The sequence below is a fragment of the Bradyrhizobium sp. USDA3516 genome (assembly GCF_057651995.1).
Genome location: NZ_JBYGYN010000002.1, coordinates 855,439 through 869,372 on the forward strand (window position 1 = coordinate 855,439; position 13,934 = coordinate 869,372).

At 65.2% G+C, this 13,934-nt stretch carries 14 protein-coding genes; 2 read left to right on the forward strand and 12 right to left on the reverse strand.

Going from position 1 to position 13,934, the window contains the following annotated elements:
* Positions 1–75: 75 nt before the first annotated feature.
* Positions 76–468 carry a Co2+/Mg2+ efflux protein ApaG gene (gene apaG, locus AC24YW_RS09910; RefSeq protein ID WP_487482605.1) on the forward strand — a complete coding sequence of 131 codons (393 nt, stop codon included), beginning with the start codon at positions 76–78 and terminating at the stop codon, positions 466–468.
* A gap of 232 nt (positions 469–700) precedes the next feature.
* Here the strand turns inward: apaG and AC24YW_RS09915 are convergent, their stop codons facing one another.
* From AC24YW_RS09915 to AC24YW_RS09925, 3 genes are all read right to left on the reverse strand, one after another.
* Positions 701–1,708: an Hsp33 family molecular chaperone gene (locus tag AC24YW_RS09915; RefSeq protein WP_487482536.1), complete on the reverse strand. Its 1,008-nt coding sequence runs from the start codon at positions 1,706–1,708 to the stop codon at positions 701–703.
* Between the two features lie 178 nt (positions 1,709–1,886).
* Entirely contained in the window at positions 1,887–2,822 is a 936-nt protein-coding gene (argF, locus tag AC24YW_RS09920; RefSeq protein ID WP_487482537.1) for an ornithine carbamoyltransferase, read from the reverse strand.
* Positions 2,822–4,030, reverse strand: a complete 1,209-nt coding sequence (locus AC24YW_RS09925; RefSeq protein WP_487482538.1) for an acetylornithine transaminase — start codon at positions 4,028–4,030, stop codon at positions 2,822–2,824. The genes argF and AC24YW_RS09925 overlap by 1 nt, the downstream gene beginning before the upstream one ends.
* Before the next feature lie 458 nt (positions 4,031–4,488).
* On the opposite strand from AC24YW_RS09925, the gene AC24YW_RS09930 reads away from it, so the two are divergent.
* Complete coding sequence (locus AC24YW_RS09930) at positions 4,489–5,001, forward strand: GcrA family cell cycle regulator (protein WP_036001664.1); 513 nt, start codon at positions 4,489–4,491, stop codon at positions 4,999–5,001.
* A gap of 256 nt (positions 5,002–5,257) precedes the next feature.
* Here the strand turns inward: AC24YW_RS09930 and phoB are convergent, their stop codons facing one another.
* The 9 genes from phoB to AC24YW_RS09975 form a co-directional block, all read right to left on the reverse strand.
* A complete protein-coding gene (phoB, locus tag AC24YW_RS09935) occupies positions 5,258–5,965 on the reverse strand; it encodes a phosphate regulon transcriptional regulator PhoB (protein ID WP_008143479.1) in 708 nt (235 codons plus the stop codon).
* Between the two features lie 22 nt (positions 5,966–5,987).
* A complete protein-coding gene (gene phoU / locus AC24YW_RS09940; RefSeq protein ID WP_260373054.1) occupies positions 5,988–6,704 on the reverse strand; it encodes a phosphate signaling complex protein PhoU in 717 nt (238 codons plus the stop codon).
* A gap of 11 nt (positions 6,705–6,715) precedes the next feature.
* Positions 6,716–7,537, reverse strand: coding sequence for a phosphate ABC transporter ATP-binding protein PstB (gene pstB / locus AC24YW_RS09945; protein WP_128265995.1), 822 nt, complete (start codon positions 7,535–7,537; stop codon positions 6,716–6,718).
* Complete coding sequence (gene pstA, locus AC24YW_RS09950) at positions 7,534–8,379, reverse strand: phosphate ABC transporter permease PstA (RefSeq protein WP_128265996.1); 846 nt, start codon at positions 8,377–8,379, stop codon at positions 7,534–7,536. The genes pstB and pstA overlap by 4 nt, the downstream gene beginning before the upstream one ends.
* A 4-nt stretch (positions 8,380–8,383) precedes the next feature.
* A complete protein-coding gene (gene pstC, locus AC24YW_RS09955) occupies positions 8,384–9,373 on the reverse strand; it encodes a phosphate ABC transporter permease subunit PstC (RefSeq protein WP_487482606.1) in 990 nt (329 codons plus the stop codon).
* Positions 9,374–9,507: 134 nt separating this feature from the next.
* A complete protein-coding gene (gene pstS / locus AC24YW_RS09960) occupies positions 9,508–10,521 on the reverse strand; it encodes a phosphate ABC transporter substrate-binding protein PstS (RefSeq protein WP_487482539.1) in 1,014 nt (337 codons plus the stop codon).
* A 150-nt stretch (positions 10,522–10,671) separates the two neighbouring features.
* On the reverse strand, positions 10,672–11,964 hold the full coding sequence (locus AC24YW_RS09965; RefSeq protein ID WP_487482540.1) for an ATP-binding protein: 1,293 nt from the start codon (positions 11,962–11,964) through the stop codon (positions 10,672–10,674).
* A gap of 46 nt (positions 11,965–12,010) precedes the next feature.
* A complete protein-coding gene (locus tag AC24YW_RS09970) occupies positions 12,011–13,066 on the reverse strand; it encodes a lysylphosphatidylglycerol synthase domain-containing protein (protein ID WP_487482541.1) in 1,056 nt (351 codons plus the stop codon).
* Between the two features lie 425 nt (positions 13,067–13,491).
* Positions 13,492–13,923 (reverse strand): GNAT family N-acetyltransferase, encoded by a 432-nt coding sequence (locus tag AC24YW_RS09975; RefSeq protein ID WP_487482542.1) that lies wholly within the window; start codon positions 13,921–13,923, stop codon positions 13,492–13,494.
* Positions 13,924–13,934 lie beyond the last annotated feature (11 nt).

The following is a 13,934-nucleotide window of genomic DNA, read 5'->3' on the forward strand; positions in this document are numbered from 1 at the left end:
AATTCTGGCGGGACGATGTCGCCAAGGCGCCCGCGGGGGTTTGGTTCCCGGGGCGGATTCGGTATGATGACAGCCATGTACCGCGCCGTGACCCGCCAGATCGAAGTGACCGTCGAGCCGAACTTTGTTCCGGAGCAATCGTCGGCCGACCGCTCGCGCTTCTTCTGGTCCTACACCATCGTCATCACCAATTCGGGCGAGGAGACCGTGCAGCTCAAGACGCGGCACTGGATCATCACCGATGCCTCCGGCCGCCAGCAGGAGGTGAAGGGCGAAGGCGTGGTCGGCGAGCAGCCGATCCTGGCCCCCGGCGAGCGCTTCGAATACACCTCCGGCGTGCCGCTCGCGACCGCCTCGGGCTTCATGACCGGCCGCTACCAGATGGTCAGCGAAACCGGCGAGCGCTTCGAGATCGACGTGCCGACGTTTTCGCTGGACAGCCCCGACAGCAAGCGGGTGTTGAATTAGCGGAGCCGGGCGCGGGTCGTAGGGTGGGCAAAGGCGCAAAGCGCCGTGCCCACGATCCCTTCCGAATTCGGCGACGAATGGTGGGCACGCTTCGCTTTACCCACCCTACAATGTCGGAGATCTTGGCCCGCTTCCTCCACATCGTCATCGCGAGCGCAGCGAAGCAATCCAGACTGCCACCGCGGAGAGACTCTGGATTGCTTCGCTGCGCTCGCAATGACGAAGGATAGGCTTACGCGTCCTCGGCGCCCGCCTCGTGCGGCGTGAACTGGTACACCGACGAGCAGAACTCGCAGGTGACGACGACCTTGTCGTCCTTGACCATGGCGGCGCGGTCGTCGTGCGAGAAGCTCTTGAGCATGGCGGCCACCGCATCGCGCGAGCAGGAGCACCGCGCCTCGAGCGCCTGCGGATTGAACACGCGCACGCCGCGCTCGTGGAAGAGGCGGTAGAGCAGCCGCTCGCCGGAGAGCTCGGGATCGATCAGCTCGACGTCTTCGACCGTCTCGATCAGCGAGCGTGCCTCGACCCAGGCATCGTCTTCCGTGATGCTGTGCACCTCGGTACCATCAGGCGCATCGCCGGGATGCAAGTCCGCTTGCCGCGCGCGCTCCGGCGCCTTCGGCAGAAATTGCATCAGCATGCCGCCGGCGCGCCAGCGATGCTTGCCGCCGTCGCTCGAGCGCCACTCCTCGCCGACCGCCAGGCGCACGCGCGTCGGGATCTGCTCGGAGCGCAGGAAATATTCGTGGGCGGCGTCTTCCAGGCTGCCGCCGTCGAGCGCAACCAGGCCCTGGTAGCGGCTCATGTCGGGGCCCTGGTCGATGGTCATGGCGAGATGGCCGCGGCCGAGCAGCGTGCCGGAATCCTTCGCCGTGCCCAGGCGCGCGGCGTCGAAGCGCGCATAGGCACGCAGGCGGTCCGGGGCCTTGTAGTCGACCACCAGGAACGACACCGGGCCGTCGGTCTGGGCCTGAAGAATGAAGCGGCCCTCGAATTTCAGGGCCGAGCCGAGCAGCGTCGTCAGCACGATGGCCTCGCCGAGCAGCTTGCCCACGGCTGCGGGATAATCGTGCTTGGTGAGGATGTCGTCGAGCGCAGGACCAAGCCGCACCAGGCGCCCGCGCACGTCGAGCGCGTCAACCTCGTAAGGCAGCACGGCGTCATCGATCGGAACCGATGATGGCGCGCGAACCGGGCCTTCAGGCCCGGTCTTCATGTCAGGAGATTGGGAAACCATGGCGCATTATCTGGGGTCGGTGGACGGAAATGGAAGGGCGCTGGGTGGTGCGTTCCGGATGCAGGTGGGTTCTGAGAAGCCACCTCAAGATCGAGGTCGTCCCGGATCGGCGCGCACTTGTGGCGCGCTTGTCCGGGACGACAGTCGTTTTGACGCGGCAGCCGGGCCGCCAGCGCGGCTACTTCACCGCGTCGAAGCACCAGGCCAAAATGCCCTTCTGCGCGTGCAGGCGGTTTTCGGCCTCGTCGAACACGACGGATTGCGGGCCGTCGATCACCTCATCGGTGACTTCCTCGCCGCGATGGGCCGGCAGGCAATGCATGAACAATGCGTCCGCCTTGGCCAGCGACATCAGCTTGCCGTTGACCTGGTAGGGCTTCAGCACATTGTGGCGGTGCTCGCCCTCCTTGTCGCCCATCGACACCCAGGTGTCGGTGACGACGCAATCGGCGCCGCGCACGGCGGCCTCAGGATCGGTGCCGAGCACGATCGGCGCGCCCGTCGCCTTGATCCAGTCGCGCATGGCCTTTTTCGGTGCGAGCTCCGGCGGCGTTGCGACATTGAGCTGGAATTTGAAGCGCTCGGCGGCATGGGCCCAGGACGCCAGCACGTTGTTGTCGTCGCCGGTCCAGGCCACCGTCTTGCCCTCGATCGGGCCGCGATGCTCCTCATAGGTCATGAGGTCGGCCATCACCTGGCAGGGATGCGAACGCCGCGTCAGGCCGTTGATGACGGGCACGGTGGCGTTGGCCGCGAGCTCCAGCAGCGCATCGTGATTGAGGATGCGGATCATGATGGCATCGACATAGCGCGACAGCACCCGCGCGGTGTCGGCGATGGTCTCGCCGCGGCCGAGCTGCATCTCGGCGCCGGTGAGCATGATCGCCTCGCCGCCGAGCTGGCGCATGCCGACGTCGAACGAGACGCGGGTGCGGGTCGAGGGACGCTCGAAGATCATCGCCAGCGTCTTGCCTTCGAGCGGCCTGACCGGCTGCTGCGCCTTCTGCTTCGCCTTCATGGCGGAAGAGGCGGCGAGCATGCTCTTGAGCTCCGACAGCGGCAGCTCGTTGATGTCCAGGAAATGCTTGGGAGCTTTGTTGGGCGTCGTGCTCATCAGCTTGCCGCCCGCTTGGTCTGGCTGGAGGAGATCGCAGTGCAGGCGCGCTCTAACCGGCCGACGCTGTCCTCGATCTCCGCTTCGGTGACGATCAAAGGCGGCAGGAAGCGCACGACATTGTCGCCGGCCCCGACGGTGAGCAGCTTTTCGGCGCGCAGCGCCGCGACGAGATCGCCCGAGGGCACCACGGCCTTGATGCCGATCAGGAGGCCCTCGCCGCGCACCTCGCTGACGACATCGGGATGACGATCGATTACCGAGGCGAGCTTCTGCTTGAGCAGCAGCGACATCTTCTGCACGTGGTCGAAGAAGCCGGGCTTGAGCATGACGTCGAGCACAGCGTTGGCGGCCGAGATCGCGAGCGGATTGCCGCCGAAGGTCGAGCCGTGCGAGCCAGGGCCCATGCCTTCTGCCGCGTCCGCGGTCGCCAGCACCGCGCCGATCGGGAAGCCGCCGCCGAGCGCCTTGGCGAGCGACATCACGTCCGGTGTGACGCCGGTGCGCTTGTAGGCAAAGAGCTCGCCGGTGCGGCCCATGCCGGTCTGCACCTCGTCGAAGGCGAGCAACAGGCCGCGCTCGTTGCAGAGTTCGCGCAGCGCCCTCAAGAAGGCGTGAGGTGCGGCACGAACGCCACCCTCGCCCTGGATCGGCTCGATGAGAATGCCGGCGGTGTGCGGGCCGATCGCTTTCTTCACGGCATCGAGGTCGCCATGCGGCACCTGATCGAAGCCGTCCATCGGCGGACCGAAGCCCTCGAGATATTTCGCAGACCCGGTGGCGGCGAGCGTCGCCAGCGTGCGGCCATGGAAGGCACCCTCGAAGGTGATCATGCGGTAACGTTCCGGATGCCCCTTCGAGAAATGATGGTGGCGCACCAGCTTGATCACGCCCTCCAGCGCCTCGGCGCCGGAATTGCAGAAGAACACGAAGTCCGCGAAGCTCTCGTTGCAGAGGCGGCTCGCGAGCTTCTCGCCGTCAGGGCTCTGGAACAGGTTCGACATGTGCCAGAGCTTGGTCGCCTGCTCCTGCAACGCCTTGACGAGCGCGGGATGGGCGTGGCCGAGCGCATTCACCGCCACGCCCGAGGTGAAATCGAGATAGCGCTCGCCATTGGTCGCGATCAGCCAGCAGCCTTCGCCGCGCTCGAAACCGAGGTCGGCCCTGGCGAAAACGGGGAGCAAATGCGGCGCTGCGCTGTTAGTCATGACGTCACTTAAATGTTGCGGACCGTGTGAGACATGCATTGGGCAACGCACCATCGACCGGCCCCGGAAAACGAAACGTGCCGCCTTTTAAGGGCGGCACGTGTCACTATCTTATGCCTGGCAAGACGGGTGTCAATGCCGCCCGGAAAGCCTCGCGAAACACTGATTCCGTAGTCTTGCGGTGCCGATTTTGCGGGTTTTTCACCACGGAACATGTGGAAGCGAGTCGGCGGACTCTTGCGCGGGAGTCACGCCATATTGTAGCGTTTGGGCTGTCAGATACGACATCTCGTGCAGCAGTTCTGATCCCAGAAGTCCTCATGTACCGGCGTAAACGTTCGGGCGTCTTGAGCGCGCCCGGCGAGCCTTAAGGGATTCTGACGGCACGGGTTTTTCAAGGCTAAGCATTCGCTGCGAAGCCCCCAGGATGGCTGGCGCGCAGCGAGGGAAAGGGTGCAATGACGGTTTTGACCTGGTCCGATGATCGCGTCGAGCAGCTGAAGAAGCTCTGGGAGGCCGGACTTTCGGCCAGCCAGATCGCAGCGGAGCTCGGCAATGTGACCCGCAATGCCGTGATCGGCAAGGTGCACCGGCTCGGCCTGTCCGGCCGCGCCAAGAGCCCTTCATCGGCAGCGCCGCGGCCGCGCAAGGCACGGCCCGCACAGCACATGATGCGGGTGACCCGCCCCGTCGCGCGCGGCAACACCGCGCTGGCGCAGGCCTTCGAGGTCGAGTTGGAAGCCGAGCCGGTGACCTACGACAACGTGGTGCCGATGAGCCAGCGGCTGTCGCTGCTGGAATTGAACGAGGCGACCTGCCACTGGCCGGTCGGTGATCCCTCGAGCCCGGATTTCTTCTTCTGCGGCGGCAAGGCGCTCTCAGGCCTGCCCTACTGCGCCCAGCATTCGCGCGTGGCCTATCAGCCCGCAGCGGACCGCCGTCGCGCAGCCCCGAAGCCGGGCACGCGGTGAGTTTGTTGATCTAGCTGATCGCAGCCGTCACACGTTGACGGCTCCACCAACTCGGTGTCATCCCCGCGCACGCGGGGATCATTACCACAGGGCGCAATTGTTGCGCGAGATGGTCACTCCGAGTCTTCGCCAAACGAGGTGCTGTGGTCGATCGCGACGAGCGCTCGCGCTGAGATCCCGGGTTTGCGCTCCGCGCGCCACGGGATGACGGCCGGGATCGTAGCGGTAGTCCGCCAAATCCCCCGGCCTCCAAATCTTACGTCTGCTCAGCCTTCGCGAAGCGATCGTCCAGCGCGTAGCCGGCGCCGCGCACGGTGCGGATCGGGTCCTGCTCGCGGCCGAGATTGAGCAGCTTGCGCAAACGGCCGATATGGACGTCGACGGTGCGCTCGTCGATGTAGATGTCGCGGCCCCAGACGCTGTCGAGCAGCTGCTCACGCGAGAATACGCGGCCGGGATGCTCCAGGAAGAACTCCAGCAGACGATATTCCGTCGGGCCGAGATCGATCGGCCGGCCCGAGCGCGCCACGCGGCGCTTGTCGCGGTCGAGCTCGATGTCGCCATAGGCGAGCACGGTGGCGAGGCGCTCGGGGCTCGCGCGCCTGAGCAGGCCCTTCACACGCGCGAGCAGCTCCGGCACCGAGAACGGCTTGACGATGTAATCATCCGCGCCGGTGGCAAGCCCACGTACCCTCTCGCTCTCCTCGCCGCGCGCGGTGAGCATGATGATCGGCAGCTGCTTGGTCTCGGGGCGGGTCCGAAGCCGCCGGCACAGCTCGATGCCCGACAGGCCCGGCAGCATCCAGTCGAGCACGATCAGATCGGGAATGTGCTCCTTGAGGCGGGTGTCGGCGTCATCGCCGCGCATCACCGTCTCGACGTCATAGCCGTCGCCTTCGAGGTTGTAGCGAAGAAGCTCGGTGAGAGCTTCCTCGTCCTCAACCACCATAATGCGTGCGCCCATGTGGTCGTAGCTCCTTAAGTCGTCAGGTATTCGGCACCGTCGTGGCGAAGGTCGTCATGTCGCCCTTCGGCCGCTTGTCGGTGATCGCCTGGCCCTCGATCATGTAGAACACGGTCTCGGCGATGTTGGTGGCGTGGTCGCCGATCCGCTCGATGTTCTTGGCACAGAACATCAGGTGGATGCAGAACGAGATGTTGCGCGGATCCTCCATCATGTAGGTGAGGAGCTCGCGGAACAGCGAGGTGCAGATGGCGTCGACTTCCTCGTCGCCCTTCCACACCGCCATCGCCGCCGGCAGGTCGTGCGCGGCGTAGGCATCCAGCACGCTCTTGACCTGCTGCTGCACGAGGTCGGTCATGTGCTCCAGGCCGCGGAACAGCTTGAGCGGATGGAAATCCGTCTCCAGCGCCGCGACGCGCTTGCCCATGTTCTTGGCGAGATCGCCGATGCGCTCGAGATCGGTCGCAACGCGCATGGCGCCGACGATCTCGCGCAGGTCGACGGCCATCGGCTGGCGGCGGGCGATGGTGAGCACGGCGCGCTCCTCGATGCGCTTCTGCAGCGCGTCGAGCTCGCCGTCGGTGGTGACGACGCGCTGGCCGAGCGCGACGTCGCGACGGATCAGCGCGTCGACGGAATCGACGATCATGCGCTCGGCGATGCCGCCCATCTCGGCGACCAGGCGGGTGAGCTCCTGAAGGTCGCTGTCGAAGGCCTTTACGGTATGTTCAGAACCCATGTTCCGTCTCCTCAGCCGAACCGGCCGGTGATGTAATCCTGCGTGCGCCGATCGCTCGGCGACGTGAAGATCTTGCTGGTGTCGTCGAACTCGATCAACTCGCCGAGATACATGAAGGCGGTCTTGTCGGAGACGCGCGCCGCCTGCTGCATGTTGTGGGTCACGATCGCGATCGTGTAGTTCTCGGACAGTTCCTGGATCAGCTCCTCGACCTTGGCGGTCGAGATCGGGTCGAGCGCCGAGCAAGGCTCGTCGAACAGGATCACCTCGGGCCGCACCGCGACGGTGCGGGCGATGCAGAGGCGCTGCTGCTGGCCGCCGGAGAGCGACAGGCCGGAGGCATTGAGCTTGTCCTTGACCTCGTTCCACAGCGCGCCGCCGCGCAGCGCCTTCTCGACGCGGCCGTCCATCTCGGACTTGGAGATCTTCTCGTAGAGACGAATGCCGAAGGCGATGTTCTCGTAGATCGTCATCGGGAACGGCGTCGGCTTCTGGAACACCATGCCGACCCGGGCGCGGAGCAGGTTGAGATCGAGCTTGGGGTCGAGGATGTTGGTATGGTCGAGCAACAGCTGACCGTCTGCGCGCTGGCCCGGATAGAGGTCGTACATCCGGTTGAAGATGCGCAGCAGGGTGGACTTGCCGCAGCCGGACGGGCCGATGAACGCCGTGACGCGGTTGGTGCCGAGCGTCAGGTTGATGTTCTTCAGCGCGTGGTGGTCACCGTAGTAGAAGTTGAGGTTGCGCGCCGTGACCTTGGCGGGCGCCTCGGGCAGGGGTTGCGAGCCGGGATGAACGGTCGGTGCGCTGACGGAAACAGACATTTCACTCATTTTGCAGTCCTCTCGGCGCCAAGGATGCGCGCGCCAATATTCAGGGCAAGCACGGTCAGGGTGATCAGCAGCGCGCCGCTCCAGGCGAGTTGCTTCCAGTAGGCGTAGGGGCTCTGCACGAAGTTGTTGATGGTGACCGGCAGGTTGGCCATCGTCTTGTCCAGGCCCAGGCTGAAGAACTGGTTCGACAGCGCGGTGAACAGCAGCGGCGCGGTCTCGCCGGCGACCCGGGCGGTGGCGAGCAGCACGCCGGTGATGAGGCCGGCGCGCGCCGCACGGTACGCGATTCGCCTGATCACCAGCGAGCGCGGCAGACCCAGCGCGCTGGCAGCTTCGCGCAGCGGATTCGGCACCAGCAGCAGCATGTCCTCCGTGGTGCGCACGACGACCGGGATCACGATGACGGCAAGCGCCAGCGCGCCTGCAATCGCCGAGAAGCCGCGCATCGGCACCACCACCGCGCCATAGATGAACAGGCCGATGATGATCGAGGGTGCCGACAGGAGAATGTCGTTGATGAAGCGGATCACCGAGGTCAGCTTGTCGTTGCGGCCGTACTCGGCGAGATAGGTGCCGGCGAACAGGCCGAGCGGCGCGCCGATGCCGACACCGATCACGGTCATGATCAGCGAGCCGACGATGGCGTTGCGCAGGCCGCCCTCGGTCGATCCAGGCGGCGGCGTGTCCGCTGTGAAGACCTGGAGGTTGAGCCCGGCCAGGCCGTTGTAGAGTAGCGTGATCAGGATCAGCGCGAGCCAGGTGACGCCGAAGGCGGCGGCGGCGATGCAGAGGCCGCGGATGACGATGTCCCAGCGGCGGCGACGTGCATAGATCGGGTTCATGGCTTCACTTCCCCGCCTTGGTTTCCAGACGCATCAGCATCAGCCGCGCGGCCGCGAGCACGAAGAACGTCAGCACGAACAGCAGGAGGCCGAGCAGGATCAGGCCGGACTGGTGCAGGCCGTCGCTCTCGGCGAACTCGGATGCGATCGCCGCCGAGATGGTCGTGCCCGGCGCGAAGATCGACGAGGAGATCCGGAACGAGTTGCCGATGATGAAGGTCACCGCCATGGTCTCGCCGAGCGCGCGGCCCAGCGCCAGCATGACGCCGCCGATGATGCCGACGCGGGTGTAGGGGATCACGACGCTGCGGACGACTTCCCAGGTGGTGCAGCCGACGCCATAGGCGGCTTCCTTCAGCACCGGCGGCACCGTCTTGAACACATCGACCGAGATCGAGGTGATGAAGGGCAGCACCATGATGGCGAGAATCAGCGCGGCGTTGAACAGGCTGAGATAGGACGGGGGGCCCGCGAAGATCGCGCCGAGCACGGGGACGCCGTCGAACACCCTGATCATGAAGGGCTGGAAGGTGTTGGCCAGGAACGGGCCAAGCACGAAGAAGCCCCACATGCCGTAGATGATCGAGGGAATGCCGGCGAGCAGCTCGATCGCCATGCCGATCGGACGGCGCAGCCATTGCGGGCAGAGCTCGGTGAGGAAGATCGCAATGCCGAGGCCGACGGGAATGGCGATCAGCATCGCGATGAAGGAGGTGACGAGCGTGCCGTACATCGGCCCGAGCGCGCCGAGCACCGGCGGATCGGCCGAGGGCGCCCAGCGCTGCGTCCACAGGAAGGAGATGCCGAACTGCTGGATGGCCGGGAAGGCGCCGACGATCAGCGAGATGATGATGCCGCCGAGGATCAGCAGCACCGAGATCGCGGACAACCGCGTGATCCAGTAGAAGGTGACGTCGCCGAGCTTGAATGCGCTCAAGGCCTTGGCGCGATCATATGGACCGGCAGCATCAATCACATTGCTCTCAACAGCCATCTCAGCCACGCCGATCCCCTATACCCGTTTATTTACGCTTGTTGTTGGTGGCGCGCTCCGGATACGGCAGGAGGCCGATCCGGAGCGGAGATCTTGCAGCATCCCGGAACCGTGTCCGGGACACGTATAGCGCCTTAGCTCTTGATCTCGGCAGCCCAGGTCTTCTCGATCTGCTGGACGACGCTGTCCGGCATCGGGATGTAGTCGAGCTCCTCGGCCATCTTGCCGCCGTTCTTGAAGGCCCAGCGGAAGAACTTGATCGCTTCCTGCGCGGCCGCCTTGTCGGTGGCGGACTTGTGCATCAGGATGAAGGTCGCCGCCGTGATCGGCCAGGACTTCTCGCCGGGCTGCTCGGTCAGGATGACGTAATAGCCGGGAGCCTTGGACCAATCGGCGTTGGAAGCGGCCGCCTGGAAGGCCTCGACGGTCGGCTGCACCGGCTTGCCGGCCTTGTTGACGAGACCCGTGTGGGTGAGCTTGTTCTGCTTGGCATAGGCGTATTCGACATAGCCGATCGAGTTCTTGGTCTGGCTGATGTTGCCCGACACGCCTTCGTTGCCCTTGGCGCCGACGCCGACCGGCCACTCCACCGCGGTGCCCTCGCCGACCTTGCTCTTCCAGTCCGCGCTGGCCTTGGAGAGATAGTTGGTGAAGTTGAAGGTGGTGCCCGAGCCGTCCGAACGACGGACCACGGTGATGGCCTCGGACGGCAGCTTCGCGGTCGGATTGAGCTTCTTGATCGCGGCATCGTCCCACTTGGTGATCTTGCCGAGATAGATGTTGGCGAGGGTCTCGCCGTCGAACACCAGCTCGCCCGGCTTCACGCCCTCGAGGTTGACGACGGGGACGATGGCACCCATCACCATCGGCCACTGGACCAGGCCGTCCTTCTCGAGCTGCTCGGCCTTGAGCGGCGCGTCAGTGGCGCCGAAGGTCACGGTCTTGGCCTGGATCTGCTTGATGCCGCCGCCGGAGCCGATGGACTGATAGTTCAGACCGTTGCCGGTCTCCTTTTTGTAGGCGTCGGCCCACTTCGAATAGATCGGGAACGGGAACGTCGCGCCGGCACCGGTGATGTCGGCCGCAAAGGCTACCGTCGTCGATGCGGCGACCAAGCCGGCAGCGACCATGGTTTTGAGGAAATTCATGCTGGTCTCCATACAGGGGAGCGAAGCGCCATCCGCGCCCGATCGCGCTCCCCGCGCCGCCGCTTTAGGGGCGGTCGGCTGTGCTTTTACGAAGGTTTCGTGACAGTTGGATGACGGCCTCAAGCAATTGAAATTGCTTGAATTATTCGATCAGGCCAGAGTCTTGTTCTGGGGAAAACAGGCGGTGAAGGTGGCACCCTGTTTGGGCACGCTTTCGATCAAAAGGCGGCCGCGATGACGGTTAAGAATATGTTTCACCAGCGATAATCCGAGCCCGGTTCCGCCCTGCGAACGGCTGTCGCCGACGTCCACGCGGTAGAACCGCTCGGTCAGCCGCGGCAGGTGCTCCGGCGCTATGCCGGGGCCGAAATCGCGGACCGTGACCCGGATTTCCTGAGCACCCTCAGCGGCGGCGCTCGAGGTCAGCGACACGATGACGCGCCCGCCGGAGGCGCCGTATTTGAGCGCGTTCTCGATCAGGTTCTCAAACAGGCGGAGCAGCTCCTCGCGGTCCCCCGCGATCATCACCGGCGGCTCCGGCAGGTGGATGTCTACCTCGACCTGACGCTCACGCGCCAGCGGCTCGAGCCCGTCGGCGACCTGGCGGATGATCGGGACGAGATCGACCAGGGTGTCGGGCCGGACATGGGCCGACAGCTCGACGCGCGACAGCGACAGGAGATCGTCGATCAGGCGCGCCATGCGCGTGGCCTGGTTGTGCATGATGCCGAGGAAGCGCTCGCGCGCCTTGGGATCGTCCTTGGCCTGGCCCTGGAGCGTATCGATGAAGCCCGACAGCGCCGCCAGCGGCGTGCGCAGCTCGTGGCTGGCATTGGCGACGAAGTCGGCGCGCATCTCCTCGACCCGGCGCAGCGGCGTCTGGTCGTGGAAGGTCATCAGCATGCATTTGTCGGCGCCGCCGAAGCTGGTCGGCACCGGCACCGGCGTGATGATCAGCTCCATCCAGCGATCGACCGGAACGTGATCGAGATAGGTCGCGCGCCGCGGCTCGGTGGTCGCGATGGCCTCGCGCAGCGCGGTGATGATCTCCGGCGAGCGCAGCGCGAACTGGGCGAGCTCGTTCTTGCGCAGCGCCGGCGCGAGCTGGGCGGCGGCGGCGTTGAGATGGATGACGCGGCCGGCCCGGTCGAGCAGCACCGCCGGGTCCGGCATGCCGGCGACCACCGCGGCCACCGCCGCGCTCTCGACCGGGTTGATGCGTCTGACGTCGTCGCGGGAGGTGGCGGGATCGTGCAGCCGCCACGGGATCAAGGCAGCCGCCGCGATGCAGAGAAACACGATTGCAGCGTGCAGCGCCGACAATTCGCCGAGCGAGACCACGACGGACAGCGCCAGCGCCGCGGCGATCAGGATGATGGTCGAATGCCGCAACCGGTCGGACCACGGCTGGGCGGAGGGAGAAGAGGGGGCGTCGATCGCCATCGGGCGGCTTCTCCTGGAGGAACTGTCCTTAAGGACCTGACATCGGTCAGGCGCCGCCGTCGCTGCGCTCTCTCACATAAGCGGCTTCAGGCGCCGGGCCGGGGTCCAGCTTGAGCGCCGCCTGTTGCAAGCGCTTCGATCGGGCGCCGATGATAACCTCTCGAAACGTCAGCAAGATTACAGACAAGACGAAGGGAGACAGATAATAGAGGACGCGGAACAGGAGCATGCCGCCCAGCAGCTCCTCGCGGTCCATCTGCCAGAGGCCGACCAGCATGGCGGCATCGAACACCCCAAGACCTCCGGGCGAATGGCTGGCGAAGCCGAGCAGGGTCGCCGAGACGAAGATCACCGCGACCATCACGAAGCCGAGATTGGGCTCGTCGGGGACCAGCACATACATCGCCAGCGCGCAGAAACCGAGATCGACGATGCCAATCGCGATCTGGAGCAGCGTCAGCGGGCCGCCCGGCAGCACCACGGTCCAGGGGCCGCGGCCGACCACCCGCGGCTGGCTCCAGACCCAGATCACGTAGCCGATCAGCGCCACGATGATCATTAGCGCCAACGTCCGGTTCAGCCAGACCGGCAGCTGGTCGATAGAGGCTGCCGCCTCCGGATGGTAGGCGATGCCGAGTCCGAGCACGGCGGCATTGCCCAACCAGAAGGTCAGGCCGGCGAGAAAGCAGATTTTTGCGACGTCGATCGCGTTCAGCCCATAGGCCGAATAGATGCGGTAGCGCACCGCGCCGCCGGTGAAGACGGAGGCCCCGACATTGTGGCCGATCGAATAGCTGGTGAAGGCCGCGAGCGCGTTGATGCGATAGGGCACATGGGCATGGCCGATCGCGCGCGTGGCGAAGAGGTCGTAGAAGGTCAGCGTGAAATAGCCTGCAGTGACGAACAGCGCCGCCATCGCAATCTGGCTCGGCTCGGTGCTCTTGATCGCTTCGAGGACCTCGTTGAAATCGATGCCGCGCAGCATGTGGTAGAGCACGTAGCAAGCGATGCCGATGACCGCGATGCTGATCACGACTCCAAGCTTATGCAGGACTTGCTTCTGGCGCAGAAACGTCATGGCCCTGCGTATGGCTTCCAGCATCTAGACCTCGAACAGCGCTTCAGCGGCCAGGGTGGCCGGCGGACAGGCGGACGCACAGGCATTCAACGAACCCTCGCCGCCGGCGCCGGAATCGCGCATGCCCCCTGCCCCTCCACTAGCGCGTTTTCGGCCGAAGTGGAATTCGCCAGTTCGAACAAAAACACGTGCCTTCAATATTTTAGGCAGGGTTACGGCTCCCAGTGCAGGGTTTGGCGCTTTCGTCGGCAAGGCTTGGCGCGAATCTCCATGGCGATCCTGCGCAGGGGCCATGAAGTTTTGATGATTTCGGCCGCACAATGTTCCGTCACGCCTTAAGCCGACATCAATCTATGGAGCCGGCCTGCCTGTTGAAAGAGGGGGGCAATCCCGGCATCGTTCCCGGGTTTTTCCGATGCGCCGGGAGGGTCGCCGGCTCCAGACCGCACTCAAGGCGCGGTCAAATAGCCGCGGCCATAGGCGCCGGCCTGATCCTCGAAGATCGCCATGGCCGTGGTCATACGCCTGAAGCCCAGGCGCTCGTAAAAGCCTTCCTTGCCCGGCACGGCGTAGAGGATGATCTTGCGATGGCCGCGGCAACGCGCAAGCAGACGCTCGATCATGCCGCGGCCGAGACCCCGCCCCTGATGGTCCGGGTGCACTGCGACATCACAGAGATAGGCGCAGTCCCGGCCGTCGGCCAGCACGCGTCCTGCACCCACCATGCGACCATTCTCCCTGGCGAAGGCAGCAAACATGCTGTTGCCGAACACCAACGCAAGATCGGTCGGTGTCTTGGTGGCGAGCGGGGCGATGCGATAGAGCTCAGACAGTTCGTCCCAGTCGACACCGGCGAGATCGTCGGACCAGACAATCGACATCTCGCTCTCCT

Excerpts from the sequence above, each read along its gene's own strand:
- pstC (WP_487482606.1), bottom strand. The coding sequence starts at position 9,373 with ATGGCTGTTGAGAGCAATGTGATTGATGCTGCCGGTCCATATGATCGC.
- AC24YW_RS09965 (WP_487482540.1), bottom strand. The coding sequence starts at position 11,964 with ATGGCGATCGACGCCCCCTCTTCTCCCTCCGCCCAGCCGTGGTCCGAC.
- phoB (WP_008143479.1), bottom strand. The coding sequence starts at position 5,965 with ATGGGCGCACGCATTATGGTGGTTGAGGACGAGGAAGCTCTCACCGAG.
- pstS (WP_487482539.1), bottom strand. The coding sequence starts at position 10,521 with ATGAATTTCCTCAAAACCATGGTCGCTGCCGGCTTGGTCGCCGCATCG.
- pstB (WP_128265995.1), bottom strand. The coding sequence starts at position 7,537 with ATGAGTGAAATGTCTGTTTCCGTCAGCGCACCGACCGTTCATCCCGGC.
- argF (WP_487482537.1), bottom strand. The coding sequence starts at position 2,822 with ATGAGCACGACGCCCAACAAAGCTCCCAAGCATTTCCTGGACATCAAC.
- AC24YW_RS09970 (WP_487482541.1), bottom strand. The coding sequence starts at position 13,066 with ATGCTGGAAGCCATACGCAGGGCCATGACGTTTCTGCGCCAGAAGCAA.
- phoU (WP_260373054.1), bottom strand. The coding sequence starts at position 6,704 with ATGGGTTCTGAACATACCGTAAAGGCCTTCGACAGCGACCTTCAGGAG.
- apaG (WP_487482605.1), top strand. The coding sequence starts at position 76 with ATGTACCGCGCCGTGACCCGCCAGATCGAAGTGACCGTCGAGCCGAAC.
- pstA (WP_128265996.1), bottom strand. The coding sequence starts at position 8,379 with ATGAACCCGATCTATGCACGTCGCCGCCGCTGGGACATCGTCATCCGC.
- AC24YW_RS09930 (WP_036001664.1), top strand. The coding sequence starts at position 4,489 with ATGACGGTTTTGACCTGGTCCGATGATCGCGTCGAGCAGCTGAAGAAG.
- AC24YW_RS09915 (WP_487482536.1), bottom strand. The coding sequence starts at position 1,708 with ATGGTTTCCCAATCTCCTGACATGAAGACCGGGCCTGAAGGCCCGGTT.
- AC24YW_RS09925 (WP_487482538.1), bottom strand. The coding sequence starts at position 4,030 with ATGACTAACAGCGCAGCGCCGCATTTGCTCCCCGTTTTCGCCAGGGCC.
- AC24YW_RS09975 (WP_487482542.1), bottom strand. The coding sequence starts at position 13,923 with ATGTCGATTGTCTGGTCCGACGATCTCGCCGGTGTCGACTGGGACGAA.